Source organism: Mycobacterium shigaense, assembly GCF_002356315.1.
Classification (GTDB): Bacteria; Actinomycetota; Actinomycetes; order Mycobacteriales; family Mycobacteriaceae; genus Mycobacterium; species Mycobacterium shigaense.
In genome coordinates, this window is sequence record NZ_AP018164.1 from 1,247,416 (window position 1) to 1,273,069 (window position 25,654).

The following is a 25,654-nucleotide window of genomic DNA, read 5'->3' on the forward strand; positions in this document are numbered from 1 at the left end:
GAAGAAAGTGGAACTGCTTCGCGGAGCCTTGCGGACCTACGCCTGGGGATCGCGCACCGCCATCGCCGAATTCACCGGGCGTCCGATCCCGGCGGCCCATCCCGAGGCCGAGCTGTGGTTCGGCGCGCACCCCGGCGACCCGGCCTGGCTCGAGACCGAGGGCGGCGAGACGTCCCTGATTCAGGCCCTGGCCGCCGACCCGGAGGGCCAGCTCGGCGCCGCGTCACGCGCCCGGTTCGGCGACGTGCTGCCGTTCCTGGTCAAGGTGCTGGCCGCCGACGAGCCGTTGTCGCTGCAGGCCCACCCCAGTGCCGAGCAGGCCGTCGAGGGTTATCTGCGCGAGGAGAAGCTGGGCATTCCGGTGGCTTCGCCGGTGCGCAACTACCGCGACACGTCGCACAAGCCCGAAGTGTTGGTGGCGCTGCAGCCGTTCGAGGCTCTGGCCGGTTTTCGCCACGCGTCGCGCACCACGGAATTGCTGCGGGCCCTGGCGGTCTCCGACCTCGACCCCTACATCGAGTTGCTGAACGATCAGTCCGACGCGGACGGATTACGGGCGCTGTTCACCACCTGGATCACCGCGCCGCAGCCGGACATCGACGTGCTCGTGCCCGCCGTACTCGACGGGGCGATCCAGTATCTCAGTTCGGGCGCAACGGAATTCGCCGCCGAAGCCAAGACGGTGCTCGAACTCGGCGAGCGCTATCCCGACGATGCCGGCGTGCTGGCGGCGTTGCTGCTCAACCGCATCACTCTGGCCCCGGGCGAGGCCATCTATCTGCCGGCCGGCAACCTGCACACCTATCTGCGCGGGTTCGCGATCGAGGTGATGGCGAACTCGGACAACGTTTTGCGCGGCGGCCTGACCCCCAAGCACGTGGATGTGCCGGAGTTGCTGCGGGTGTTGGACTTCGCGCCCACCGCCGAGTCGCAGCTGCGGCCGCACGTCCACCACGAGGGGATCGGGCTGATCTACGAGACTCCGGCCGCCGAGTTCGCGGTCGCGTTGTTGTCCATCGACGGCGAGAATCTGGGGCACGAGGTCGATGCGTCGTCGAGCCACGAAGGCCCGCAGATCCTGTTGTGCGCCGAAGGATCCACGACGGTCCACGGCAAGACCGGCTCGCTGGCGCTGACGCGCGGCCAGGCCGCCTGGGTGCCCGCCGACGACGGCCCGATCCGGCTGGTCTCGCGCGAGCCCACGAAGGTGTTCAGGGCGACCGTAGGTTTGTGACGGCCCGCTTTCTGGCGGCGTGCCGCAGTTCGCGGCGCTCGCGCAGCCACAGCCGCAGGTTGTGCGCGATGGTGCGACCGACGATACGCGGCGGCGGGACCATGCACAGGCTGTCCAGCAGCGAAAAGCGGCGCAAGAACCATTCGGCCAGAACGGGTTCGGACTCGGCCGCACCCAGGAATTGGTCGAACAGCGCACCCGACGGCCGCCACCACCAGGGGGCGGGTTCGTCGGTACTGGCGTGGTGGAAGGTGACGTCGCCGATCGAGTTCATCGTCCAGACCGGGAAGGTGGTCTTGGCTGTGGCGCGGTTGACTTCGGTGGCAAGGTCGCCGGCGGCCGGGTCTGCGTGTCGCTGTAGCGCCCGCCGCAGATGCCCGGCCTGCAGCGCCGTCATCGTCATGCCTTGTCCGAACGTGGGATTGAAGCTGACCACGGCATCGCCGAGCGGGATGATGCCGGCCGGGAAGCGGTCCAGCTTGTCGTAGCGATGCCACTTGCTCGCCGGAAATGCGTGGAATGCCGTGCTGCCCAACGGCTCCGCGTGTGCCAGCGCGTCGGTCAAGTGCCGCGGCAGGAGCCTGTCGGCCAGCGACAGCATGTCAGCGAAGGTCGTGGGCGGCTTGGCGTGAGCCACCCCGAACGTCGTGAGCACCCAGGTGCCGTCCTCGTAGCACAGCATACCCAAGCCCAGCGACTGGTCGTGGGAAGCGCCCGCGACGACGACCCGCTCCTGGATCAGTCCGTCCGGAATGCGGAAGTAATGCGTGGCGTAGTTGATGCCGATGTCCACGATCTGTTCGGCCGGGCGGGCAAATCCCCACTGCGGCAACCAGATCGGCAACCGGGTGCCGCGCCCCGCGGCGTCGACCACCAGGTCGGCGGCCACCGACTCCGGCTCCCCGCCGCCGTCGGCGGGGTCCAGCAGCACGCCGGTCACCCGCCCCCGCGCGCGGTCGAAGCGCGGCTCGGCGACCGAGCGGCGCCGGATCGCGACGTTGTCGATGTCTTGCACCCGCCGGCGGATCTGCCACTCCAGGTGGGGCCGGCTGGGGACGTAGGCGGTGAATTCGTCGCGCAGGCTGTGCCCGGTCCCCAGCACGTGACCCGCGGCGCCCAGGTGGATGCAATCCGGCCGGTTCTCCAGGATCGGCACCCCGGCGGCGACCATGTCCTTTAGCAGGCCGGGAAAGAGGTTTTCGAACTCGGCCGCCCCGCGCGCCATCAGCATGTGCAGGTGCCGGTCCTGGGGAACGGTGGCGCGGTTGGCCGGGGCATCCGGCAACTCGTCGCGCTCGTAGACGGTGACTTTCGAATAGCAATCCGCGAGCACGCGCGCCGCGCACAGTCCCGCGATGCTGCCCCCGATCACCATCGCATGGTCCGTAGCGTTTACTTCCGTGACCCCCATCTGACGCTGATTACCCAGTACTGTGCGGTTCCAACGGGCCCCAATCGAACGGGAAAGGGCTGGGCAAAATGGCCGATCGAGCCAATCGATGGCGCACGAAGTCGGTAGAACAGTCGATCGACGACACCGACGAGCCGGAGACGAAGCTGCGCAAGGACCTCTCCTGGCGCGACTTGACGGTGTTCGGTGTCGCGGTGGTGATCGGCGCCGGCATCTTCACGGTCACCGCGTCGACCACTGGCGACATCACCGGCCCCGCGATCTGGATATCGTTCGTCGTCGCGGCCATCACCTGCGCGCTGGCCGCGTTGTGTTACGCGGAATTCGCCTCGACCCTGCCGGTCGCGGGCAGCGCGTACACCTTCTCCTATGCGACCTTCGGCGAATTCGTGGCCTGGATCATCGGCTGGAACCTGTTGCTGGAGTTGGCGATCGGCGCCGCCGTGGTATCGAAGGGCTGGTCGAGTTATCTGGGTACAGTGTTCGGATTCGCCGGCGGCACAGTCAAATTGGGGCCGATCGATTTCGACTGGGGCGCGTTGCTGATCGTGTTCGGGGTGGCGGTCCTGATCGCCGTCGGCACCAAGGTGTCGTCGCGGGTCTCCGCGGTGATCACCGCGATCAAGGTGTCGGTGGTGATTCTGGTCATCGTGGTGGGCGCGTTCTACATCAAGGTCGCCAACTATTCGCCGTTCATTCCGAAACCGGAAGCCGGACAAGATTTTTCGGGCGTCAATCAATCGGTGCTGTCGCTGCTGACCGGTGCGCACAGCAGCAGTTACGGCTGGTACGGCGTGCTGGCCGGGGCGTCCATCGTGTTCTTCGCGTTCATCGGGTTCGACATTGTGGCGACCATGGCCGAGGAGACCAAGCAACCGCAGCGCGATGTTCCGAAGGGCATTCTGGTGTCGCTGGCGATCGTGACGGTCCTATACGTCGCGGTCTCGGTGGTGCTGTCCGGCATGGTGTCCTACACCCGGCTCAAGACGGTGGGCGGCAAGCCGGCGAACCTGGCCACCGCGTTCGCCGTCAATGGGATCGGTTGGGCCAGCGAAATCATCGCCATCGGGGCGCTAGCCGGTCTGACCACCGTGGTGATGGTGCTGATGCTGGGGCAGTGCCGGGTGCTGTTCGCGATGGCGCGCGACGGGCTGTTGCCGCGGTCGCTGGCCAAGACGGGCAGCCGCGGCACCCCGGTCCGGATCACCATCCTGGTCGCCGCGGTGGTGGCCGCGACCGCCGGGGTGTTCCCGATCACCAGGCTGGAGGAGATGGTCAACGTCGGGACGCTGTTCGCCTTCGTCCTGGTGTCGGCCGGCGTCATCGTGCTGCGCCGCACCCGGCCGGACCTGCCACGCGGGTTCCGCGCGCCGGGGGTGCCGCTGCTTCCCATCGCCTCGATCAGTGCCTGCGTGTGGCTGATGGTGAACCTGACCGCGCTGACCTGGGTGCGGTTCGCCGTCTGGGTGGCGGTCGGCACGGCGCTCTATCTGGGTTACGGCTACCGCCATTCCGTGCAGGGCCGCCGCAACGCCGGTGAGACGCGCGACTAGGCCGTTTTACAAACGCATACTATTTGTCTAGACACACGACGTGTCCTGTCGTATTGTCCAATGCATGACCACACTCGAAGCCCCCGTCTGGCAGGACAAGAAACGTCGCCTCTGGCTGATGGGGCTGATCGCCCCGACCGCGTTGTTCGTGATGCTCCCGCTGACCTGGGGGCTCAATCAGCTCGGCTGGCACGCCGCCGCGCAGGTGCCGCTGTGGATCGGGCCGATCCTGCTCTACGTCTTGCTGCCGATACTGGACCTGCACTTCGGGCCGGACGGGCAGAACCCGCCTGACGAGGTGATGGAGCAGCTGGAACACGACAAGTACTACCGGTACTGCACCTACGCCTACATCCCGTTCCAGTACCTCAGCGTGGTGCTGGGCGCGTACCTGTTCACCGCGTCGGATCTGCACTGGCTCGGGTTTGACGGCGGGTTGGGCTGGGCCGGAAAGCTCGGCGTGGCGCTGTCGGTCGGTGTGCTCGGCGGCGTCGGCATCAACACCGCGCACGAGATGGGCCACAAGAAGGACGCGCTGGAGCGGTGGCTGTCGAAGATTACCCTGGCGCAGACCTGCTACGGCCACTTCTACATCGAGCACAACCGTGGCCACCACGTGCACGTCGCCACCCTGGAGGATCCGGCGTCGTCGCGCTTCGGCGAGACGTTCTGGGAATTCTTGCCGCGCAGCGTCGTCGGCAGCCTGCGCTCGTCCCTGCGGCTTGAGGCCCAGCGCATCCGCAGGCAGGGTGCCAGCCCGTGGCACCCCAAGACGTACCTGTCCAACGACGTGCTCAACGCCTGGCTGATGTCGGTGGTGCTGTGGGGCGCGCTGATCGCCATCTTCGGGACGGGCCTGATCCCGTTCGTCGCCATCCAGGCGGTCTTCGGCTTCAGCCTGCTGGAAACGGTCAACTACCTCGAGCACTACGGGCTGCTGCGGGAAAAGACGGTCAACGGCCGCTACGAGCGCTGCGCGCCCGTGCACAGCTGGAACTCCGACCACGTCGTCACCAACCTGTTCCTGTACCACCTGCAGCGGCACAGCGATCACCATGCCAATCCCACCCGGCGCTACCAGACTCTGCGCAGCATGGCGGGCGCGCCCAATCTGCCGAGCGGGTACGCATCCATGATCTCGCTGACCTACTTCCCGCCGCTGTGGCGCAAGGTGATGGACCATCGGGTGCTGGCGCACTACGACGGCGACATCACCAAGGTCAACATCCACCCGCGGGTGCGCGACCGGGTGCTCGAGCGGTACGCGGCATGACCGCCTACCGCTGTCCCGGCTGCGACTACACCTACGAAGAAGCCAAAGGCGCTCCGCGGGAAGGCTTTCGGCCCGGCACGCCGTTCGCCGACATCCCCGACGACTGGTGCTGCCCCGATTGCGCCGTGCGCGAGAAGGTCGATTTCGAAGAAGTGGGAGTGAACTCGTGAATGACTACAAACTGTTCGTGTGCGTGCAGTGCGGCTTCGAGTACGACGAAGCCCGCGGCTGGCCGGAGGATGGCATCGAGCCCGGCACCCGCTGGGACGACATCCCCGACGACTGGAGCTGCCCGGATTGCGGCGCCGCCAAATCCGACTTCGAGATGGTCGAGATCGCTCGTTCCTGAGCGGCCCAACACCCCGGCGAAAGCGGCTATTGTCGCGCCTGTGAAGCGGATTCCCTACGCCGAGGCATCGCGGGATCTGCTGCGCAATTCGGTACTGGACGGCATGCGCGAGCTGCTCGGGACCCGCGATTGGTCCGCGATCACGCTGTCCGACGTGGCCCGTGCCGCGGGCATCAGCCGGCAGACGATCTACAACGAGTTCGGCTCCCGGCAGGGCCTGGCCCAGGGGTATGCGCTGCGCTTGGCCGACCGCCTGGTCGACGCGGTCCACGCCGCCATCGACGCCAACGTCGGTCACGTCTACGAAGCGTTCCTGGAGGGCTTCCGAGCCTTCTTCGCCGAATCGGCGGCCGACCCGCTGGTGATCTCGCTGCTGACCGGCGTCGCGAAGCCGGACCTGCTGCAGATCATCACCACCGACAGCGGCCCGATCATCACGCGGGCGTCGGAGCGGTTGACCGTGGCGTTCACCCACAGCTGGGTCGCCACCAGCGACGAGGACGCCGGCGTGCTGGCGCGCGCCATCGTGCGGCTGGCGCTGAGCTACGTATCGATGCCGCCGGAAGCCGACCACGACGTCGCGCAGGATCTCGCCCGGTTGATGACGCCCTTCGCGGAGCGTCACGGCGTCATCAACGTCCCCTGACCTGGCGGCCTTTCGGCCGCCTACTACAGTGGCGGAAGAACATACCTAAGCTAATTACTCCCGTGAGCTCCTGAGCCGCAGAAGGAACAGACACGCCATGACCCTGACGCCCGACGTTGTTAACGGCATCGATTTCAAGATCGCCGATTTGTCGCTCGCGGAATTCGGCCGCAAGGAACTGGACCTGGCCGAGTACGAGATGCCCGGCCTGATGTCATTGCGCCGCGAATACCACGACGTGCAGCCGCTGAAGGGAGCGCGTATCTCGGGGTCACTGCACATGACCGTGCAGACCGCGGTGCTGATCGAGACGCTGACCTCGCTGGGCGCCGAGGTCCGCTGGGCCTCTTGCAACATCTTCTCCACCCAGGACCACGCCGCAGCGGCGGTCGTCGTGGGCCCGCACGGCACGCCCGAGGAGCCCAAGGGTGTCCCGGTGTTCGCCTGGAAGGGCGAGTCGCTCGAGGAGTACTGGTGGTGCGCCGAGCAGATGCTGACCTGGCCCGGTGAGCCGGCCAACATGATCCTGGACGACGGCGGGGATGCCACCATGCTGGTGCTGCGCGGCGCCCAGTACGAGAAGGCCGGCGTGGTGCCGCCCGCCGAGGACGACGACTCGGCGGAATGGAAGGTCTTTTTGAACCTGCTGCGCAACCGGTTCGAGACCGACAAGACCAAGTGGACCAAGATCGCCGAGTCGGTCAGGGGCGTGACGGAGGAGACCACCACCGGCGTGCTGCGGCTCTACCAGTTCGCCGCGGCCGGCGACCTGGCTTTCCCGGCAATCAACGTCAACGACTCGGTCACCAAGTCCAAGTTCGACAACAAGTACGGCACCCGGCACTCGCTGCTGGACGGCATCAACCGCGGCACGGATGCGCTGATCGGCGGCAAGAACGTCCTGATCTGCGGTTTCGGCGACGTGGGTAAGGGTTGTGCGGAGGCGGCAAAGGGCCAGGGCGCCCGCGTTTCCGTCACCGAGATCGACCCCATCAACGCCTTGCAGGCGTTGATGGAGGGCTACGACGTGGTGACCGTCGAGGACGCCATCGCCGATGCCGACATCGTAGTGACCGCGACCGGCAACAAGGACATCATTTCGCTGGATCACATGAAGGCGATGAAGGACCACGCCATTTTGGGCAACATTGGCCACTTCGACAACGAGATCGATATCGCCGCCCTGGAGCGTTCCGGTGCCACCAAGCTCAACATCAAGCCGCAGGTGGATCTGTGGACGTTCAAGGACTCGGGTAAGGCGATCATCGTGTTGTCCGAGGGCCGGCTGTTGAACCTGGGTAACGCCACCGGGCACCCGTCGTTCGTGATGAGCAACAGCTTCGCCAACCAGACGATCGCCCAGATCGAGTTGTGGACCAAGAACGACGAGTACGACAACGAGGTCTACCGGCTGCCCAAGCACCTCGACGAGAAGGTGGCCCGCATCCACGTCGAGGCGCTGGGCGGGCGGCTGACCAAGCTGACCAAGGACCAGGCCGAATACCTCGGCGTCGACGTCGAGGGCCCGTTCAAGCCCGACCACTACCGCTACTGATCCGCGTCCGCGCGGCGCGGGCTCGATAGGCTCGCGCCGTGCTGATCGCGATCGAGGGCGTCGACGGCTCCGGCAAGCGGACGCTGACCGAGGGGTTGAAGGCCGCGTTCGAGGCCGCCGGCAAGACGGTGGCCACGCTGGCCTTCCCGCGGTACGGGCGATCGGTGACCGCGGACGTCGCGGCCGAGGCGTTGCACGGCGAGCACGGGGATCTCTCGTCGTCGGTGTACGCGATGGCGATGCTCTTCGCGCTGGACCGCGCCGCCGCGATCGAGGAGATCAACGGCCTTGGCCGCGACCATGACGTGGTGATCCTGGATCGCTACGTCGCCTCCAACGCCGCCTACAGCGCCGCCCGCCTGCACGAGGATGCGGCCGGACCGGCGGTGGCCTGGGTGCAGGCGCTGGAATATCAGCGGCTGGGGCTGCCGTCGCCCGACCGGCAGGTGCTGCTGGCGGTCACTGCCGAGCTGGCCGGGGAGCGGGCCCGGCGCCGCGAGGCGTCCGAGCCGGGACGTGCGCGCGACAGCTACGAGCGCGACGACGGGCTGCAGCAGCGCACCGGCGCCGTGTACGCCGAGTTGGCCGCCGCGGGCTGGGGCGGCCGGTGGCTGGTGGTCGAGGCGGACGTCGATCCGGGCCGGCTAGCCGCCGAATTGACGGCCGGATAGCACAGATTTGTCACGATTTGGCCTTATCGAGTAAGAAACGCCCGTGTGGTGCGCCGGTTTTGTCCCGATCTGGTGACACCATGGTCTTCATGAGGCAAAGAATTTTGGTCGTGGACGACGACGCGTCGCTCGCGGAGATGCTGACCATCGTTCTTCGTGGGGAGGGCTTCGACACCGCGGTGATCGGTGACGGCACGCAGGCCCTGACCGCGGTGCGCGAGCTGCGGCCCGACCTGGTGCTGCTGGACCTGATGTTGCCGGGCATGAACGGCATCGATGTGTGCCGCGTGCTGCGCGCCGACTCCGGCGTTCCGATTGTGATGCTGACCGCCAAGACCGACACGGTCGACGTGGTGCTCGGCCTGGAATCCGGCGCCGACGACTACATCATGAAGCCGTTCAAGCCCAAGGAGCTGGTCGCCCGGGTGCGGGCGCGGCTGCGGCGCAATGACGATGAGCCCGCCGAGATGTTGTCCATCGCCGACGTGGAGATCGACGTCCCGGCGCACAAGGTCACCCGCAACGGCGAGCAGATCTCGCTCACACCACTGGAGTTCGACCTCCTGGTCGCGCTGGCACGCAAACCACGCCAGGTGTTTACTCGTGATGTGCTGCTCGAACAGGTATGGGGATACCGTCACCCGGCCGACACGCGCCTGGTGAATGTGCACGTCCAGCGTCTGCGGGCCAAGGTCGAGAAAGACCCTGAGAACCCGACTGTGGTGTTGACCGTTCGAGGAGTGGGATACAAGGCCGGACCTCCGTGATCCGGGGGCGTCATTGATTTGGGGCTCGCGGCGACGTATCCACGGTCATCGCTGGGGGCGTACCGGCCCCTTGACGCGCGGCATCAGTGCACTGAATCGGGCGGTCGGCATCGCCTGGCGCCGCTCGCTGCAATTGCGCGTCGTGGCGCTGACGCTCGGCTTGTCCTTGGCCGTCATCCTGGCGCTGGGTTTCGTGCTGACCAGCCAGGTCACCAATCGCGTGCTCGACGTCAAGGTCCGGGCCGCCATCGAGCAGATCGAGCGGGCGCGCACCACCGTGGGCGGGATCGTCAACGGCGAGGAGACGCGCTCGCTGGACAGCAGCCTGCAGCTGGCCCGCAACACGCTGACCTCCAAGACTGACACGGCCTCGGGCGCCGGCCTGGCGGGCGCCTTCGACGCCGCCCTGATCGTTCCGGGCGACGGCCCGCGCGCGGCGACCACCGCCGGGCCCGTCGACCAGGTGCCCAATTCGCTGCGGGGCTTCGTCAGGGCGGGACAGGCCGCCTACCAGTACGCCACGGTGCACGGTGACGGCTTCTCGGGTCCGGCACTGATTGTCGGCACGCCGACCTCGTCGCAGGTCGCCAACCTGGAGCTCTACCTGATCTTCCCGCTGAAGAACGAGCAGGCCACCATCACGCTGGTGCGCGGCACGATGATCACCGGCGGCGCGGTACTGCTGGTGCTGCTGGCGGGGATCGCGCTGCTGGTCTCGCGGCAGGTCGTCGTGCCGGTGCGCTCGGCATCCCGGATCGCCGAGCGGTTCGCCGAGGGGCATCTGACCGAACGGATGCCGGTACGCGGTGAGGACGACATGGCCCGGCTTGCGGTGTCCTTCAACGACATGGCCGAGAGCCTGTCGCGGCAGATCACCCAGCTCGAGGAGTTCGGCAACCTGCAGCGCCGGTTCACCTCCGACGTCAGCCACGAACTGCGCACGCCGCTGACCACGGTGCGCATGGCCGCCGACCTGATCTACGACCACAGCTCCGACCTCGACCCCACGCTGCAACGCTCCACCGAGCTGATGGTCAACGAGCTGGACCGGTTCGAGACGCTGCTCAACGACCTGCTGGAGATCTCCCGCCACGACGCCGGTGTTGCCGAATTGTCCGTGGAGGCAGTCGATTTGCGCAACACCGTGCAGAGCGCGCTGGGCAACGTGGGCCATCTGGCCGAGGACGCCGGCATCGAGCTGCAGGTCGATATGCCGGCCGAAGAGGTGATCGCCGAGGTCGACCCGCGCCGGGTGGAGCGCATCCTGCGTAACCTGATCGCCAACGCCATCGACCATGCCGAGCACAAGCCGGTGGACATCCGGATGGGGGCCGACGAGGACACCGTCGCCGTCACCGTCCGCGACTACGGCGTCGGGCTGCGACCGGGGGAGGAGAAGTTGGTGTTCAGCCGGTTCTGGCGCTCCGACCCGTCGCGGGTAAGGCGTTCTGGCGGAACAGGTTTGGGCCTGGCGATCAGCGTCGAGGATGCGCGGTTGCACCAGGGCCGGCTGGAGGCGTGGGGCGAGCCCGGCCAGGGCGCCTGCTTCCGGCTGACCCTTCCGCTGGTGCGCGGTCACAAGGTCACCACCAGCCCGCTGCCCATGAAGCCGATTCCGCCGTCCGCGCAGCCGGTCGCCGAACCGCTTGCGCCGGAGCGTGATAAGCGTCAGCGTCACCGCGAGCCCGCCGAGCGGAGCGGCTGATGCGACGAAAGCCGCGGTGGAATCTCGCGGTGCTGATGTCGGTGGCGTTGCTGCTCGCGGGCTGCGCCGCGGTACCCAGCTCGTCGGCGCCGCAGGCCATCGGTACCGTCGACCGGCCGGCCCCGTCGAACCTGCCTAAGCCGACCCCGGGCATGGATCCTGACGTGCTGCTGCGCGAATTCCTCAAGGCCACGGCCGATCCGGCCAACCGGCACCTGGCGGCGCGGCAGTTCCTCACCCAATCGGCCTCCAACTCCTGGGACGACGCCGGTAGCTCGCTGCTGATCGACCATGTGGTCTTCGTGGAAACTCGTGGCGCCGAACGAGTTTCGGCGACCATGCGGGCCGACATCTTGGGCTCGCTGTCCGATGTCGGGGTCTTCCAAACGGCCGAGGGCGTGCTGCCCGACCCGGGGCCGATCGAGTTGGTGAAGACGTCGGGCGGCTGGCGAATCGACCGCCTGCCCAACGGGGTTTTCCTGGATTGGCAACAGTTCCAGGCCACCTACAAGCGCAACACGCTGTACTTCGCCGACCCGACCGGCAAGACGGTGGTGCCCGATCCGCGCTATGTCGCGGTGTCCGATCACGATCAGCTGGCCACCGAGCTGGTGTCCAAGATGCTGGCCGGCCCGCGGCCCGAGATGGCCCACACCGTGCGCAACCTGCTCGCGCCGCCGCTGCGCCTGCGCGGGCCCGTGACCCGCGCCGACGGCGGCAAGAACGGCATCGGCAAGGGCTACGGCGGCGCGCGCATAGACCTGGAGAAGCTGTCCACCACCGATCCGCACAGTCGGCAATTGCTTGCCGCACAGATCATTTGGACGCTGGCCCGCGCCGACATCCGCGGCCCGTACGTGATCAACGCCGACGGCGCGCCGCTGGACGACCGGTTCCGCGACGGCTGGACCACCTCCGACGTCGCGGCCACCGACCCCGGCGTGGCCGACGGCGCCGGTGCGGGGCTGCACGCACTGGTGAGCGGCTCGCTGGTCGGCCTCGACGGGCAACGGACCAGCCTGGTGCCCGGCGCGTTCGGGCGGATGGGCGACCAGAGCAGCGCCGCGCTGTCCCGCAGCGGCCGGCTGGTGGCGTCGGTGGTGACGCTGCACCGCGGCGCCCCCGACATGGCGGAGTCACTGTGGATCGGTGATCTCGGCGGCGAGGCCGTCCAGTCCGCCGACGGCCACAGCCTGTCGCGGCCCAGCTGGTCGCTCGACGACGCGGTCTGGGTGGTGGTCGACGCCAACAACGTGTTGCGGGCCATTGCCGAACCGGCGTCCGGCCAGCCGGCCCGCATCCCGGTGGATTCCGGCGCGGTCGCCAGCCGGTTCCCCGGGCCGATCTCGGACCTGCAGCTGTCCCGGGACAGCACACGGGCGGCGATGGTGATCGGCGGCCAGGTGATCCTCGCCGGTGTCGAGCAGACGCAGGCCGGGCAGTACGCGCTGACCTGTCCGCGGCGGTTGGGTTTCGGCCTGGGCAACACGGTGGTGTCGCTGTACTGGCGCACCGGCGACGACATCGTGGTGACGCGCAACGACACCGCCCATCCGGTGTCGTACGTGAACCTCGACGGGGTGAACTCCGACGCGCCGGCGCATGGCCTGCAGATCCCGCTCACCGCGATCGCGGCCAACCCGTCGACGGTCTACGTCGCCGCGCCCCAAGGGGTGCTGCAGTATTCGGCGTCCGCCGCCCCGGAAACCCAGCAGAGCTGGTTCGACGTGCCGGGCCTGATGACGGGCGGGGCCGTTCCGGTGCTGCCCGGCTGAGCGCCGGCCCGGACCTGTCACCGCCCGGCGCGACACTGCACGTGTGCTCGATCTTGTTTTGCCGCTGGCATGCGGCGGCTGCGGCGCCCCGGCGACCCGCTGGTGTGCTGCCTGCGACGCCGAGCTGGCCGTGGCGCCCGACGAGCCGCACCTGATCTCACCGCGCGTCGACGCGGGGGTGCCGGTATTCGCGCTCGGCCGCTACGCCGGCGCGCGCCGGCAGGCGATCCTGGCGGTCAAGGAGCACGGCCGCGGCGATCTCGTTCCGCCGCTGGCGCGCGCGCTGGCCACCGGGGTGCACCGGTTGCTGAGCTGGGGCATGGTCGAGGCCCCGCTGACGATCGTGCCCGCCCCGACGCGGCGGCAAGCCGCGCGGCGCCGCGGCGGCGACCCGGTCACCCGCATCGCCACGCATGCCGTCGCCGGCCACCCGGAGATCGGCGTCGCCGCGGCGCTGCGGCTGCGGGCGCTGACCCGCGACTCGGCGGGTCTGGGCAGCGCCGCGCGGCAGCGCAACATCGCCGGCCGGGCGGTGCTGCGGCGGCGTGCGATGCCGTCGGATCCCGAGGTCCTCGTCGTCGACGACGTCGTCACCACCGGCGCGACCGCCCGCGAGTCGGCCCGGGTGCTGGCGGCCGCCGGGGTGCGGGTGGCGGGCGTGCTGGCCCTCGCGGGGGCCTGAGCGGGGGCCCGCGCGGTTCGCCCGAAGCCGTCGAATCCGTTTCAAACCAATGAATTCGCCAAGAGGATGTGAAGAACTCGCAACGGGTCCATCAAATCGGTGGCACGGCGAGGCGAACACGAGCTAACGTCGGAACCAACCTTCAACGTCTCCAGTCGCGATCACAGTTGAGACGCCCTACGCGAAGGGGGTGAGTATTCGACACCTTGCACCGGCGGGCTGCCTGCGGCGGTGACCACTTTGCGATCCGTTCTCCAACCCCGTCGGCGCGCGTTCCTGGAAAGCCGTCACGCAGGTCGCGTGGACGTGAAAAGAGAAACGAGTTGTCGCGTATGTCAAGGCTCACCGTGGATTCCGGTCTGGTTGTGGACGAACCGCCGTTAGACATAGACCCGCAGGAAACGACCGTCAGCGCCGAGGTGGTCTTCAAGGGCCGCAACGTCGAGATTCCCGATCACTTCCGTGTCTACGTCATGCAGAAACTTGCACGTGCGGAACGATTCGACAAGACCATCTATCTGTTCGACGTCGAACTCAAACACGAACGCAACCGCCGCCAACGTAAGTCCTGTCAGCGTGTGGAGATCACCGCGCGGGGCCGTGGGCCGGTAGTCCGCGGTGAGGCGTGCGCCGACAGCTTCTATGCCGCACTCGAGGCCGCCGTCGTCCGGCTGGAGAGCCGGCTGCGCCGCGGCAAGGACCGCCGCAAGGTGCATTACGGCGAAAAGACCCCGGTTTCCCTGGCGGAGGCCACCGCGCAGCCGCCGGCGCCGGCGAAGTCCGCCACCAACGGCGACGCCGTCGAGGGGCATCAACACGACGGTGCCGCGCCCGAGCCGGACGGCGCCGATCACGAACCCGGGCGGGTGGTGCGGACCAAGGAGCACCAGGCCACGCCGATGTCGGTGGACGACGCGCTCTACGAGATGGAGCTGGTCGGGCACGACTTCTTCTTGTTCTTCGACAAGCAGACCGAGCGCCCATCCGTGGTCTACCGCCGGCACGCCTACGACTACGGGCTGATCAGACTGTCCTGACGCCGCTCCGAGCGTCGACGGCCATCGCGGGGTTGTCACCTACCATGGGAGTCGCCTCATAGAAGAAGACTCCTAACCAACAGGGAAACCATCCCAAAAGGGGACAACACCGTGCTGTCGAAGTTGCTGCGCCTTGGTGAAGGTCGCATGGTCAAACGCCTCAAGCGGGTGGCCGACTATGTCAACACGTTGTCCGACGACCTGGAAAAGCTCAGCGACGCCGAGCTGCGGGCCAAGACCGACGAGTTTCGCACCCGTCTCGAGGAGGGCGAGACCCTCGACGACCTGCTGCCCGAGGCATTCGCGGTGGCCCGCGAGGCCGCGTGGCGGGTGCTCGACCAGCGTCCCTTCGACGTCCAGGTGATGGGTGGGGCGGCCCTGCACCTGGGCAACGTCGCCGAGATGAAGACCGGTGAGGGCAAGACCCTGACCTGTGTGCTACCGGCCTACCTCAACGCGCTGGGCGGCAAGGGCGTGCACGTCGTCACCGTCAACGACTACCTGGCCAAACGCGACAGCGAGTGGATGGGCCGCGTACACCGCTTCCTGGGCCTCGAGGTGGGCGTCATCCTCGCCCAGATGACGCCCGAGCAGCGCCGCGTCGCCTACAACGCCGACGTCACCTACGGCACGAACAACGAGTTCGGCTTCGACTACCTGCGCGACAACATGGCGCACTCGCTCGACGACCTGGTGCAGCGCGGGCACAACTTCGCCATCGTCGACGAGGTCGACTCCATCCTGATCGACGAGGCTCGCACGCCGCTGATCATCTCCGGCCCCGCCGACGGCGCCTCGAACTGGTACACCGAGTTCGCCCGCATCGCGCCGCTGATGGAGAAGGACACCCACTACGAGGTCGACCTGCGCAAGCGCACGGTCGGCGTGCACGAAAAGGGCGTGGAGTTCGTCGAGGACCAGCTCGGCATCGACAACCTATACGAGGCCGCGAACTCGCCGCTGGTCAGCTACCTCAACAACGCGCTGAAGGCCAAGGAGCTGTTCAACCGCGACAAGGACTACATCGTCCGCGACGGCGAGGTGCTGATCGTCGACGAGTTCACCGGCCGCGTGCTGATCGGCCGCCGCTACAACGAGGGCATGCACCAGGCCATCGAGGCCAAGGAGCACGTCGAGATCAAGGCCGAGAACCAGACGCTGGCCACGATCACGCTGCAGAACTACTTCCGGCTCTACGACAAGCTCGCCGGGATGACCGGTACCGCCCAGACCGAGGCGGCCGAGCTACACGAGATCTACAAGCTCGGCGTGGTCTCCATCCCCACCAACAAGCCGATGGTCCGCACCGACCAGTCCGACCTCATCTACAAGACCGAAGAAGCCAAGTACATAGCGGTCGTCGACGACGTCGCGGAGCGCTACGAGAAGGGCCAGCCGGTCCTGATCGGTACCACCAGCGTCGAGCGCTCCGAGTACCTGTCGCGGCAGTTCACCAAGCGCCGCATCCCGCACAACGTGCTCAACGCGAAGTACCACGAGCAGGAGGCGGGCATCATCGCGGTGGCCGGCCGCCGCGGCGGTATCACCGTGGCCACCAACATGGCCGGCCGCGGTACCGACATCGTGCTGGGCGGCAACGTCGACTTCCTGGCCGACCAGCGGCTGCGCGAGCGCGGTCTGGACCCGGTGGAGACGCCCGAGGAGTACGAGGCGGCCTGGCACGAGGAGCTGCCGAAGGTCAAGGCGGAGGCCAGCGAGGAGGCCGCCGAGGTGATCGAGGCCGGGGGCCTGTACGTACTGGGCACCGAGCGGCACGAGTCGCGGCGCATCGACAACCAGCTGCGCGGCCGCTCCGGCCGGCAGGGCGACCCGGGCGAGTCGCGCTTCTACCTGTCGCTGGGTGATGAGCTCATGCGCCGGTTCAACGGCGCCGCGCTGGAGGCCATGCTCAACCGGCTGAATCTGCCCGACGACGTGCCGATCGAGGCCAAGATGGTCACCCGGGCGATCAAGAGCGCCCAGACCCAGGTCGAGCAGCAGAACTTCGAGGTCCGCAAGAACGTCCTGAAGTACGACGAGGTGATGAACCAGCAGCGCAAGGTGATCTACGCCGAGCGTCGCCGCATCCTCGAGGGCGAGAACCTCAAGGAGCAGGCGCTGGACATGCTCCGCGACGTCGTCACCGCCTACGTAAACGGCGCCACCGCCGACGGCTACGCCGAGGACTGGGATCTCGACGCGTTGTGGTCGGCGCTCAAGACGCTGTACCCGGTCGGCATTAACTATGCGTCGCTGACCCGGCAGGACGCCGAATCCGAGCGCGACGAGCTGACCCGCGAGGAATTGCTCGAAGCGCTGCTCAAGGATGCCGAAAACGCTTACGGCGCAAGGGAAGCCCAACTCGAGGAGCTCGCCGGAGAAGGCGCGATGCGCCAGCTGGAGCGCAATGTGCTGCTCAACGTCATCGATCGCAAGTGGCGCGAGCACCTCTACGAGATGGACTACCTCAAGGAGGGCATCGGGCTGCGCGCGATGGCCCAGCGCGACCCGCTGGTGGAGTACCAGCGCGAGGGCTACGACATGTTCATGGCCATGCTCGACGGCCTGAAGGAGGAGTCGGTCGGCTTCCTGTTCAACGTCAGCGTCGAGGCCGTGCCCGCCCCGCAGGTGGCGGTGCAGGCACAGCCGGAGGGTCTGGCGGCGCTCGGCGGCGAACCGGCGGAGCCCGCGCAGGAGAGCGTTCCAAGTACGTTGCGCGCCAAGGGTATTGACGACAGCGCGCCCGCGCTGACGTATTCCGGTCCGGCCGAGGACGGTTCGGCGGAGGTGCAGCGCAACGGCGGCGGTGCGCAGAAGACGCCGGCTGGGGTGCCCGCCGGTGCCAGCCGGCGCGAGCGGCGGGCGGCCGCGCGCCAGCAAGGCCGCGGCGCCAAGCCGCAGAAATCGGTGAAGCGGCGCTGACGCAGGCGAGGCGGTAGCAGCGCCATATTTGGTGGAGATGAGCCAAACCCTTGTCGTCACAGGCTGCTTCGTCGATCGTGAGCGCGTGATGCACCGCGCGAGTGGCGAAGTCGCTGAGCTGGTCAAAGGGCTCAAGCGCCGGCACATGAATCTGATTGCCCTCGGTGGGGTCATTGGAGCCGGACTGTTCGTCGGCAGCGGTGTCGTCATCGGCGAAGCGGGTCCGGCGGCCATCGTGTCATTCCTGATCGGCGGGACACTGACCATGCTGGTCATGCGAATGCTGGGCGAAATGGCGGTAGCCCGGCCGAGGGTCGGCGCCTTTTACGCCTATGCACGCGATGCGCTGGGACAACGCGCGGGGTTCGTTACCGGGTGGATGTATTGGTACTTCTACGTCATCGTGGTTGCGGTGGAAGCCGTTGCGGGCGGCCGGATTCTGCATCTGTGGTCGCCGGCCATCCCGCTGTGGGTGCTGAGTCTGGCCGTCATACTGCCGCTCACCGCGACCAACCTGGTGTCGGCCCGCTCCTACGGCGAGTTCGAGTACTGGTTTTCCTCGATCAAGGTGATCGCGATCGTGATCTTCGAAGCGATGGGATTGCTGTGGATCACCGGCTGGTGGCCGCACGCAACGCCGGGGCTGGGCAACCTCGTTGATCACGGCGGCTTCACCCCGATGGGCTGGGGCCCGGTGCTCGCGGCCGTGGTGCCGTGCGTTGCCTTCTACACCGGCGCGGAAATCGTGACAATCGCGGCGGCCGAATCGACTGAGCCGAAACGAGCGGTGGCGCGCGCCCTGAAATCCATCGTGCTCCGGATCGTGTTGTTTTACGTCGGGTCGATCTTCGTGGTGGTGTCGATCCAGCCGTGGAACGCACCCAACGTCGGTGTCAGCCCCTACGCGGCGGTGCTTTCGGTGCTCGGGATCCCTGGTGTCAGTGCCGTCATGAACGTTATCGTCCTGACCGCGGTGTTGTCCTGTCTGAATTCAGCGCTGTATACAGCATCACGAATGCTGTTCGCGCTCACCATAAACGGGGATGCACCGCGGTACTTCGCCAAACTGTCACGCAGCGGAGTGCCGCGCCGGGCCATTCTGTTGGGTACCACGGTCGGGTATGTGTCCGTCGCGGCCAGCTACCTCTGGGGCGACTTGGTGTTCCAGTTTCTGGTTAACTCCTACGGCGCGGTCGCGCTGTTCGTTTATCTGGTGATAGGCGTCGCCCAGGTGGTGTTGCGCAAACGGCTCGATCGCGAAGATCCAGGGGCACTCAAGCTGAAAATGTGGCTGTTTCCCTGGCTGAGCTACGCGACCATCGCGCTGATGGTAGCCGTCATCATCGCGATGGCGCTGCTGCCCAGCACCCGATCGCAATTCGTCATGAGTGGGGTCACTCTGGTGGTGATCCTCGCGGCTTACCAGTTGCGACGGCGCTTTGCGCCCAACAGCGTTGCAGTATCGAGCCACTGATGGCCATCCGCGCCGAGCTATGAGCTTGGCCTGTGACCTTCACTCGGCGCGTGCTTTCGTGAAGGATTGACGGCATGGACGTCAAGGAGGTGCTGCTGCCGGGGGTCGGCCTGCGCTACGAGTTCACCAGCCACAAGGGTGAGCGGATCGGCATCATCGCGCGGCGCGGCGGCGACTTCGACGTCGTCCTCTACGGCGCCGACGACCCCGACCAGGCTCGGCCGGTCTTTCGCCTGACCGACGAGGAGGCCGACACGGTGGCCCAGATCCTCGGCGCACCACGGATCGCCGAGCGGTTCACCGAGCTGACCCGCGAGGTGCCGGGACTTGAGGCAGGTCAGGTCGACATCGAGCCCGGCAACCCGTTCGTGGACCGCCCCTTGGGCGACACCAAGGCCCGTACCCGCACCGGCGCCTCGATCGTCGCGATCGTGCGCGACGAGGACGTGCTCGCCTCGCCGGGTCCGGCCGAGACGCTGCACGCGGGCGACGTTCTGATCGTGATCGGCACCGAAGAGGGCATCGCCGCCGTCCGGCAGATCATCGACAAGGGTTGAGCCAGTGCAGGTTTCGGGGGCGCTGCTATTCCAGCTCGGCGCCCTCCTGGCTGGGCTGGCGGTGTTGGGTGCCGTCGCACGCCGCTACGCGCTGTCGCCGATCCCGGTGTATCTGCTAGCCGGGCTTTCGCTGGGCAAGGGCGGCATCTGGCCGGTGGCGGCCGCCGGTGAGTTCATCGTGACCGGCGCGCCCATCGGTATCGTTCTGCTGCTGCTGACGCTGGGTCTGGAATTCTCGGCGACCGAGTTCGCCGCCAGCCTGCGCCACCACCTGCCGTCTGCTGGCGTCGACATCTTCCTCAACGCCACCCCTGGCGCGGCGGCCGGGTGGCTGTTGGGGTTCGACGGTGTCGCCATCCTCGCCCTGGCCGGAGTCACCTACATCTCCTCCTCGGGTGTCATCGCCCGGCTGCTCGAGGACCTGCGCCGGCTGGGCAACCGCGAAACCCCGGCCGTGCTGTCGGTACTGGTGCTCGAGGACTTCGCGATGGCCGCCTACCTGCCGCTGTTCGCCGTGCTGGCCGCCGGCGGCAGTTGGGTCGAGGCCCTCGTGGGCGCCCTCGTCGCGGTCGCAGCGCTGCTGGCCGCGTTCGCCGCGTCGTATCACTGGGGTCACCACGTGGGCCGGCTGGTGGCACACCCCGATTCCGAGCAGCTGTTGCTGCGGGTCCTCGGCGGCACCCTGCTGGTGGCGGCGCTGGCGGAGTCGCTGCACGCGTCGGCCGCGGTCGGGGCGTTCCTGGTGGGGCTGACCCTGACCGGCGAGACCGCGGACCGGGCCCGCCGGGTGCTGGGGCCGCTGCGCGATCTGTTTGCCGCGGTCTTCTTCGTGGCGATCGGGCTGTCGGTCGACCCGCACGAACTGATTCCGGTGCTGCCGGTGGCGCTTGCCCTGGCCGCCGTCACCGCCGTGACGAAGGTTGCCACCGGCGCCTTCGCCGCCCGGCGCGACGGGGTGGCGCGCCGCGGGCAGCTGCGGGCCGGTGCGGCGCTCATCGCCCGCGGCGAGTTCTCCCTGATCATCATCGGCCTGGTCGGCACAGCGGTGCCCGTCGTGGCCGCGCTGGCCACCGCGTATGTGTTCGTCATGGCGATCGTGGGCCCGGTGCTGGCGCGCTTCGCCGGCGGCGTCGGTCCCGCGCATTGACCCCGCGCATCAGCCCCGCGCATCAACCCCGCGCATCAACCCCGCGCATCAACCTATGTGCAGGGCGACGACCTGCCAGCGGGCCCCGCTCCCAGTGGGCAGCCGTTCGACGCGACAGGCGATGGCATGCATCCGGTCCCCGCGGCTGTAGGAGCCGAACACCTCGGCCGCCGTCTCGTGATCGCGATGACCGACCGGCTGCACGCGCATCCGACGCAGCACCGCGACGCCCTCCTGCGCGGCAGCGGTCCGGCTCACCGACAGCACCGGGTCGACCAGGCCGGCCACCAGCAGCGGTCGCAGCTGGGCCAGCGGGCGGCGCCGATCGATGACCTCCAGGACGCGGCGCAGCGCGGCATCGGCGAAGACCGCCGCCTGGCGCATCGGCGCGGACAACACCGTCGCCGCCGGGGGCGGTTCGCCGACCCGTCGTCCGCGGTGGGGCCGGCGCGTCGTTCGGCACAGCGCACCGGTGCGCGGCACGTCCCGGGCCGGCGGCTCGTAGTCCGCGACGGGCTCGACGGCAAACGCGTCGCGGCGGGTCGGGTCCGTGGCGGGGCTGATGGTCAACGCGCACTCTCCGTCTCATCGCTGGAACCAGCCTGCCGGAGAGTCGCAGACGATCGATTCTGAATTACCCTTGCCCGTTGCGCAATTCGCGTTCGCACACACCCGCACGGTGCCATGTCCCGGGCAGACGATTACGGTGGTGGCCAACAGCGGTGGTCGGGACGAATCGGCGAGGAGGCCAGGGCCGCAATGGTGACCCGGTTGTCCGCATCGGACGCCTCTTTTTATCGGCTGGAGAACACGGCCACCCCGATGTACGTCGGATCTTTGTCGATCCTGCGCCGCCCGCGCGCCGGATTGAGCTACGAGACGCTGCTGGCCACCGTCGAGAAGCGGCTCGCCCAGATCCCGCGGTACCGCCAGAAGGTGCGCGGGATCGGGGTCGGCGCTGCCCGGCCGTTCTGGATCGACGACGCCGACTTCGACATCACCTATCACGTGCGGCGCTCGGCGTTGCCGTCGCCGGGCAGCGACGAGCAGCTGCACGAGCTGATCGCGCGGCTGGCCGCCCGGCCGCTGGACAAGACGCGGCCGCTGTGGGAGATGTACCTGGTCGAAGGGCTGGAGAAGAACCGGGTCGCCCTGTACACCAAATCGCATCAGGCGCTGATCAACGGGATGAGCGCGCTGGAGATCGGGCACGTCATCGCCGACCGGACGCGCAATCCGCCGCCGTTCCCGGAGGACATCTGGGTGCCGGAACGCGACCCCGGCAACACCCGGCTACTGCTGGGGGCGCTCACCGATTGGGTGGCCGGACCCGGAACCCAGCTGCAGGCGGTCGGCTCCGCGCTGGCCGAGATGACGACCAACTACGGCGAACTGCTCGCCGTCGGCCGCCGCGCCGTCAACATCGTGCGCACCGCGGCGCGTGGCACCGCACCCAGCAGCCCGCTCAACGCCCGGGTGTCGCGGCACCGCCGCTTCACTGTCGCCAGCGGCAGCCTGGAGGACTACCGGGCGGTGCGGGCGCGCTACGAGTGTGACATCAACGACGTCGTGCTGGCGGTGGTGGCCGGGGCGCTGGGCAACTGGCTGATGTCGCGGGGTGTCGCGGTGTCACCGACTGCGACGGTGCGGGCGATGGCGCCCCTGTCGGTCTACGCCGAGGGCCAGCACGATTCGACCGGTCCGGGTCAGATGATCAGTCAGGTCACGCCGTTTCTGGTCGATCTGCCGGTGGGGGAGGCCAACCCCGTGGTGCGGCTGTCGCAGATCGCCCACGCCACCGAGTCGATCCCGGCGGCCGCGCGGCTGGTCGACGCCAGGACGATCGTCACGTTGTCGGGCTTTGCGCCACCGACGTTACACGCCATGGGTATCCGGGTGGCGACCAGCTTCTCGGCGCGGTTGTTCAATTTGTTGATCACCAATGCGCCTGGCGCCCAATCGCAGATGTACATCGCTGGCACCAAATTGCTCGAGACTTACGCCGTGCCGCCGCTGCTGCACAATCAGGCGCTGGCCATCAGCGTCACCTCCTACAACGGCATGTTGTATTTCGGGATCAATGCCGATCGCGACGCGATGAGCGATGTCGATCTACTGCCCGCATTGCTGAGCCAGTCCCTCGAGGAACTGCTGGAAGCTTCCCGTTAACCTTCGCCGCGTCAAAATGGCTGCGTGCGTATACCATCCGATGGTATGAGCGCGCCCAGCAGCAACGGTAAGCCAACCAAGACCAAGGCGAAGGTCAAGCCGAAAGCGGCCGCCAAGATCTCCCAGGAGGTCTACGAGGCCGAATTATTCCGACTGCAAACGGAATTCGTGAAGCTGCAGGAGTGGGTGCGTGCCGTCGGAGCCCGCGTGGTGGTGATCTTCGAGGGCCGCGACGCCGCGGGTAAGGGCGGGGCGATCAAGCGGATCACCGAATATCTCAGCCCCCGTGTCGCCCAGATCGCCGCGCTGCCGGCACCCACCGACCGCGAGCGCGGCCAGTGGTACTACCAGCGCTACATCGCGCATCTGCCCGCCAAGGGGGAGATCGTGCTCTTCGATCGCAGCTGGTACAACCGCGCCGGCGTCGAGAAGGTGATGGGCTTCTGCACGCCGCAGGAGTATGTCCTGTTCCTGCGCCAGACGCCGATCTTCGAGCAGATGCTGATCGACGACGGCATTATCTTGCGTAAGTACTGGTTCTCCGTGTCTGACGGCGAACAGCTCCGGCGATTCAAGTCACGCTTGAACGACCCTGTGCGGCAATGGAAATTGAGTCCGATGGACTTGGAATCGGTGTATCGGTGGGAGGACTATTCGCGCGCCAAGGACGAGATGATGGTGCACACCGATACCGCTGCCAGCCCGTGGTACGTGGTGGAATCCGACCTCAAGAAGCACGCGCGGCTCAACATGATGGCGCACCTGCTGAATTCCATCGACTACCACGAGGTGGACCGACCCGAAGTCAAGCTGCCGCGACGCCCGATCGTCAGCGGTAACTACCAGCGGCCGCCGCGGGAGCTGTCGAACTACGTGGAGGACTACGCGGCTACGTTGATCGGATGATGCAGGTCTATATCCCTGCCACCTTGCCGATGCTGCAGCAACTCGTCATCGACGGATCGCTGCGGCCGGTCAACGGCACCGCCTTCGCGGTGACGCCGGCGTTGCGCGAGGCCTACGCCGAGGGCGATGACGACGAACTCGCCGACGTCGCGCTGCGCGAGGCGGCGCTGGCGTCGCTGCGGTTGCTGGCCGCCCACGAGCCGGAGGGGACGGGCGAGGCCGCGCGGCCGCGGCGCGCGGTATTGTCCGCGGAGGTGGACCAATCCGGGGCGACCTTCCGGCCCGATCTCGACGACGCGGTCGTTCGGCTCGGTGGGCCGGTGACGATGGATGAGGTGATCGCCGCGTACGTCGACAACTCGGACGCCGAGCCGGCGGTGACGAAGGCGATCGAGGCGATCGACGCCGCCGACCTGGGCGACGAGGATGCCGACCTGATCGTCGGCGACGCGCTGGACCACGATCTGGCCTGGTACGCCAACCAGGAGCTGCCGTTCCTGCTGGACCTACTGTGACGCAATCGGGGCCGTCGGTCCTGGATGGGATACCGTAACCTACGGTACCGTAGGGTTGATCATGGGTAGGACATACGCATCTATCACCGCCAACGTCATCGAGACCCGGCGCGCCACGGTGGCGGGCGCCGAGCGGCACCCCGGCTGGCATGCGCTGCGCAAGCTCGTCTCGCGTATCACCACACCGTTGCTGCCGGACGACTATCTGCATTTGGCCAACCCGTTGTGGTCGGCGCGGGAGTTGCGTGGCCGGGTGGTGAAGGTTCGCCGCGAGACCGAAGACTCCGCCACCCTGGTGATCAAACCGGGCTGGGGATTCAGCTTCGACTATGAGCCCGGTCAGTACATCGGCATCGGATTGTTCGTCGACGGGCGCTGGCGCTGGCGATCGTATTCGCTGACGTCTAGCCCGGTCGCCCGGTCGGGGTCCGGCCCGGAGCGCACGGTGACCATCAGCGTCAAGGCGATGCCGGAGGGCTTTTTGTCCACCCACTTGGTCGAGGGCGTCGAGCCGGGCACGATCGTGCGCCTGGCCGCGCCGCAGGGCAACTTCGTGCTGCCTGATCCGGCGCCGTCGTCGATCCTGTTCCTCACCGCGGGGTCGGGCATCACACCGGTGATGTCGATGTTGCGGACCTTGGTGCGGCGCAATCAGATTGGTGACATCGTGCATGTCCACTCGGCGCCCAGCCGGTCTGACGTGATGTTCGGTACCGAGTTGACCGAGCTGGCCGCCGTGCATGCCGGCTATCGGTTGCAGGTGCGCCAGACCCGCACCGAGGGCCGGCTGGACCTGGCCCGGCTCGACGAGGCGGTGCCGGACTGGCGCGAACGCCAGACCTGGGCTTGCGGGCCGGAGGGCCTGCTCGCCCAGGCCGAGCAGGTGTGGGAGGCGGCCGGGGTCGGCAACCGGCTGCACCTGGAGCGCTTCGCGGTGGCCAAGGCGGCCCCCGCCGGCGCCGGCGGAACGGTCACGTTCGGCCGCAGCGGGCGCACGGTCAGCGCCGATGCCGCGACGTCGCTGATGGATGCGGGCGAGGGCGCCGGCGTGCAGATGCCGTTCGGGTGCCGCATGGGCATCTGCCAGTCGTGCGTGGTTCCGCTGTTGGAGGGCCACGTCCGCGACTTGCGCACCGGCCAGGAGCACGAGCCCGGCTCGCGGGTGCAGACGTGTGTGTCGGCCGCGTCGGGTAATTGCACCCTCGACGTCTAGACGCCGTGACATGTTAAGGCTACTCACAGGTAACCTACGCCGTCGTAGGTTACGATAACGTAGGTATGGACCGCAGAGACTACCCCCAAGGGA

The 25,654-nt window shown here is 67.7% G+C and carries 23 protein-coding genes; 21 read left to right on the top strand and 2 right to left on the bottom strand.

Annotated elements, in window-relative coordinates:
- Positions 1–7: 7 nt before the first annotated feature.
- Positions 8–1,234, top strand: a complete 1,227-nt coding sequence (gene manA / locus MSG_RS05860; RefSeq protein WP_096437881.1) for a mannose-6-phosphate isomerase, class I — start codon at positions 8–10, stop codon at positions 1,232–1,234.
- On the opposite strand, the gene MSG_RS05865 is transcribed toward manA, so the two are convergent.
- Positions 1,212–2,609, bottom strand: a complete 1,398-nt coding sequence (locus MSG_RS05865) for an FAD-dependent oxidoreductase (RefSeq protein ID WP_096437883.1) — start codon at positions 2,607–2,609, stop codon at positions 1,212–1,214. The genes manA and MSG_RS05865 overlap by 23 nt on opposite strands.
- 104 nt (positions 2,610–2,713) lie before the next feature.
- Between MSG_RS05865 and MSG_RS05870 the strand changes: the two genes are divergently transcribed.
- The 16 genes from MSG_RS05870 (at position 2,714) to MSG_RS05945 (ending at position 20,758) form a co-directional block, all read left to right on the top strand.
- Positions 2,714–4,198: an amino acid permease gene (locus MSG_RS05870; protein ID WP_096437885.1), complete on the top strand. Its 1,485-nt coding sequence runs from the start codon at positions 2,714–2,716 to the stop codon at positions 4,196–4,198.
- Between the two features lie 64 nt (positions 4,199–4,262).
- On the top strand, positions 4,263–5,471 hold the full coding sequence (locus tag MSG_RS05875; protein WP_096437887.1) for an alkane 1-monooxygenase: 1,209 nt from the start codon (positions 4,263–4,265) through the stop codon (positions 5,469–5,471).
- Positions 5,468–5,641, top strand: a complete 174-nt coding sequence (locus MSG_RS05880; protein ID WP_096437889.1) for a rubredoxin — start codon at positions 5,468–5,470, stop codon at positions 5,639–5,641. Before MSG_RS05875 ends, MSG_RS05880 begins: the two co-directional genes overlap by 4 nt.
- Positions 5,638–5,820, top strand: a complete 183-nt coding sequence (locus tag MSG_RS05885) for a rubredoxin (protein ID WP_096437891.1) — start codon at positions 5,638–5,640, stop codon at positions 5,818–5,820. Before MSG_RS05880 ends, MSG_RS05885 begins: the two co-directional genes overlap by 4 nt.
- Before the next feature lie 40 nt (positions 5,821–5,860).
- Positions 5,861–6,466 carry a TetR family transcriptional regulator AlkX gene (gene alkX / locus MSG_RS05890; protein ID WP_162899152.1) on the top strand — a complete coding sequence of 202 codons (606 nt, stop codon included), beginning with the start codon at positions 5,861–5,863 and terminating at the stop codon, positions 6,464–6,466.
- A gap of 97 nt (positions 6,467–6,563) precedes the next feature.
- Positions 6,564–8,021: an adenosylhomocysteinase gene (ahcY, locus tag MSG_RS05895; RefSeq protein ID WP_096437893.1), complete on the top strand. Its 1,458-nt coding sequence runs from the start codon at positions 6,564–6,566 to the stop codon at positions 8,019–8,021.
- A gap of 38 nt (positions 8,022–8,059) precedes the next feature.
- Positions 8,060–8,692, top strand: a complete 633-nt coding sequence (locus MSG_RS05900) for a dTMP kinase (RefSeq protein ID WP_096437895.1) — start codon at positions 8,060–8,062, stop codon at positions 8,690–8,692.
- 80 nt (positions 8,693–8,772) lie between these two features.
- A complete protein-coding gene (mtrA, locus tag MSG_RS05905; protein WP_066990218.1) occupies positions 8,773–9,459 on the top strand; it encodes a two-component system response regulator MtrA in 687 nt (228 codons plus the stop codon).
- A 13-nt stretch (positions 9,460–9,472) separates the two neighbouring features.
- The gene (mtrB, locus tag MSG_RS05910) at positions 9,473–11,164 is read left to right on the top strand and encodes an MtrAB system histidine kinase MtrB (protein ID WP_096437897.1); all 1,692 of its coding nucleotides are present in this window, start codon (positions 9,473–9,475) and stop codon (positions 11,162–11,164) included.
- A 35-nt stretch (positions 11,165–11,199) separates the two neighbouring features.
- Positions 11,200–12,939, top strand: a complete 1,740-nt coding sequence (lpqB, locus tag MSG_RS05915; protein ID WP_181159156.1) for an MtrAB system accessory lipoprotein LpqB — start codon at positions 11,200–11,202, stop codon at positions 12,937–12,939.
- A gap of 43 nt (positions 12,940–12,982) precedes the next feature.
- Positions 12,983–13,621: a ComF family protein gene (locus MSG_RS05920; protein WP_096437901.1), complete on the top strand. Its 639-nt coding sequence runs from the start codon at positions 12,983–12,985 to the stop codon at positions 13,619–13,621.
- A 347-nt stretch (positions 13,622–13,968) separates the two neighbouring features.
- Entirely contained in the window at positions 13,969–14,658 is a 690-nt protein-coding gene (gene hpf, locus MSG_RS05925; RefSeq protein WP_373421133.1) for a ribosome hibernation-promoting factor, HPF/YfiA family, read from the top strand.
- A gap of 111 nt (positions 14,659–14,769) precedes the next feature.
- The gene (secA, locus tag MSG_RS05930) at positions 14,770–17,580 is read left to right on the top strand and encodes a preprotein translocase subunit SecA (RefSeq protein ID WP_096437905.1); all 2,811 of its coding nucleotides are present in this window, start codon (positions 14,770–14,772) and stop codon (positions 17,578–17,580) included.
- 88 nt (positions 17,581–17,668) lie between these two features.
- Positions 17,669–19,054, top strand: a complete 1,386-nt coding sequence (locus tag MSG_RS05935; RefSeq protein ID WP_096437907.1) for an amino acid permease — start codon at positions 17,669–17,671, stop codon at positions 19,052–19,054.
- 74 nt (positions 19,055–19,128) lie between these two features.
- Positions 19,129–19,611 (top strand): cation:proton antiporter regulatory subunit, encoded by a 483-nt coding sequence (locus MSG_RS05940; protein ID WP_096437909.1) that lies wholly within the window; start codon positions 19,129–19,131, stop codon positions 19,609–19,611.
- Positions 19,612–19,615: 4 nt separating this feature from the next.
- On the top strand, positions 19,616–20,758 hold the full coding sequence (locus tag MSG_RS05945) for a cation:proton antiporter (protein WP_096437911.1): 1,143 nt from the start codon (positions 19,616–19,618) through the stop codon (positions 20,756–20,758).
- Positions 20,759–20,806: 48 nt separating this feature from the next.
- On the opposite strand, the gene MSG_RS05950 is transcribed toward MSG_RS05945, so the two are convergent.
- Entirely contained in the window at positions 20,807–21,328 is a 522-nt protein-coding gene (locus tag MSG_RS05950; protein ID WP_096437913.1) for an Rv3235 family protein, read from the bottom strand.
- A gap of 189 nt (positions 21,329–21,517) precedes the next feature.
- On the opposite strand from MSG_RS05950, the gene MSG_RS05955 reads away from it, so the two are divergent.
- The 4 genes from MSG_RS05955 to MSG_RS05970 all read left to right on the top strand — a co-directional run bounded on the left by MSG_RS05955 (position 21,518) and on the right by MSG_RS05970 (position 25,561).
- Positions 21,518–22,927 carry a WS/DGAT/MGAT family O-acyltransferase gene (locus MSG_RS05955; RefSeq protein WP_096437915.1) on the top strand — a complete coding sequence of 470 codons (1,410 nt, stop codon included), beginning with the start codon at positions 21,518–21,520 and terminating at the stop codon, positions 22,925–22,927.
- A gap of 45 nt (positions 22,928–22,972) precedes the next feature.
- Positions 22,973–23,833: a polyphosphate kinase 2 gene (ppk2, locus tag MSG_RS05960; RefSeq protein ID WP_096437917.1), complete on the top strand. Its 861-nt coding sequence runs from the start codon at positions 22,973–22,975 to the stop codon at positions 23,831–23,833.
- Entirely contained in the window at positions 23,830–24,348 is a 519-nt protein-coding gene (locus MSG_RS05965; RefSeq protein ID WP_096437919.1) for a DUF6912 family protein, read from the top strand. Before ppk2 ends, MSG_RS05965 begins: the two co-directional genes overlap by 4 nt.
- Positions 24,349–24,409: 61 nt before the next feature.
- Positions 24,410–25,561 carry a ferredoxin reductase gene (locus MSG_RS05970; protein ID WP_096437921.1) on the top strand — a complete coding sequence of 384 codons (1,152 nt, stop codon included), beginning with the start codon at positions 24,410–24,412 and terminating at the stop codon, positions 25,559–25,561.
- The last annotated feature ends 93 nt before the right edge of the window (positions 25,562–25,654 follow it).

Excerpts from the sequence above, each read along its gene's own strand:
- MSG_RS05965 (WP_096437919.1), top strand. The coding sequence starts at position 23,830 with ATGATGCAGGTCTATATCCCTGCCACCTTGCCGATGCTGCAGCAACTC.
- lpqB (WP_181159156.1), top strand. The coding sequence starts at position 11,200 with ATGTCGGTGGCGTTGCTGCTCGCGGGCTGCGCCGCGGTACCCAGCTCG.
- MSG_RS05970 (WP_096437921.1), top strand. The coding sequence starts at position 24,410 with ATGGGTAGGACATACGCATCTATCACCGCCAACGTCATCGAGACCCGG.
- ppk2 (WP_096437917.1), top strand. The coding sequence starts at position 22,973 with ATGAGCGCGCCCAGCAGCAACGGTAAGCCAACCAAGACCAAGGCGAAG.
- MSG_RS05935 (WP_096437907.1), top strand. The coding sequence starts at position 17,669 with ATGCACCGCGCGAGTGGCGAAGTCGCTGAGCTGGTCAAAGGGCTCAAG.
- MSG_RS05880 (WP_096437889.1), top strand. The coding sequence starts at position 5,468 with ATGACCGCCTACCGCTGTCCCGGCTGCGACTACACCTACGAAGAAGCC.
- MSG_RS05870 (WP_096437885.1), top strand. The coding sequence starts at position 2,714 with ATGGCCGATCGAGCCAATCGATGGCGCACGAAGTCGGTAGAACAGTCG.
- mtrA (WP_066990218.1), top strand. The coding sequence starts at position 8,773 with ATGGTCTTCATGAGGCAAAGAATTTTGGTCGTGGACGACGACGCGTCG.
- MSG_RS05865 (WP_096437883.1), bottom strand. The coding sequence starts at position 2,609 with ATGGTGATCGGGGGCAGCATCGCGGGACTGTGCGCGGCGCGCGTGCTC.
- MSG_RS05940 (WP_096437909.1), top strand. The coding sequence starts at position 19,129 with ATGGACGTCAAGGAGGTGCTGCTGCCGGGGGTCGGCCTGCGCTACGAG.
- MSG_RS05955 (WP_096437915.1), top strand. The coding sequence starts at position 21,518 with ATGGTGACCCGGTTGTCCGCATCGGACGCCTCTTTTTATCGGCTGGAG.
- MSG_RS05875 (WP_096437887.1), top strand. The coding sequence starts at position 4,263 with ATGACCACACTCGAAGCCCCCGTCTGGCAGGACAAGAAACGTCGCCTC.
- ahcY (WP_096437893.1), top strand. The coding sequence starts at position 6,564 with ATGACCCTGACGCCCGACGTTGTTAACGGCATCGATTTCAAGATCGCC.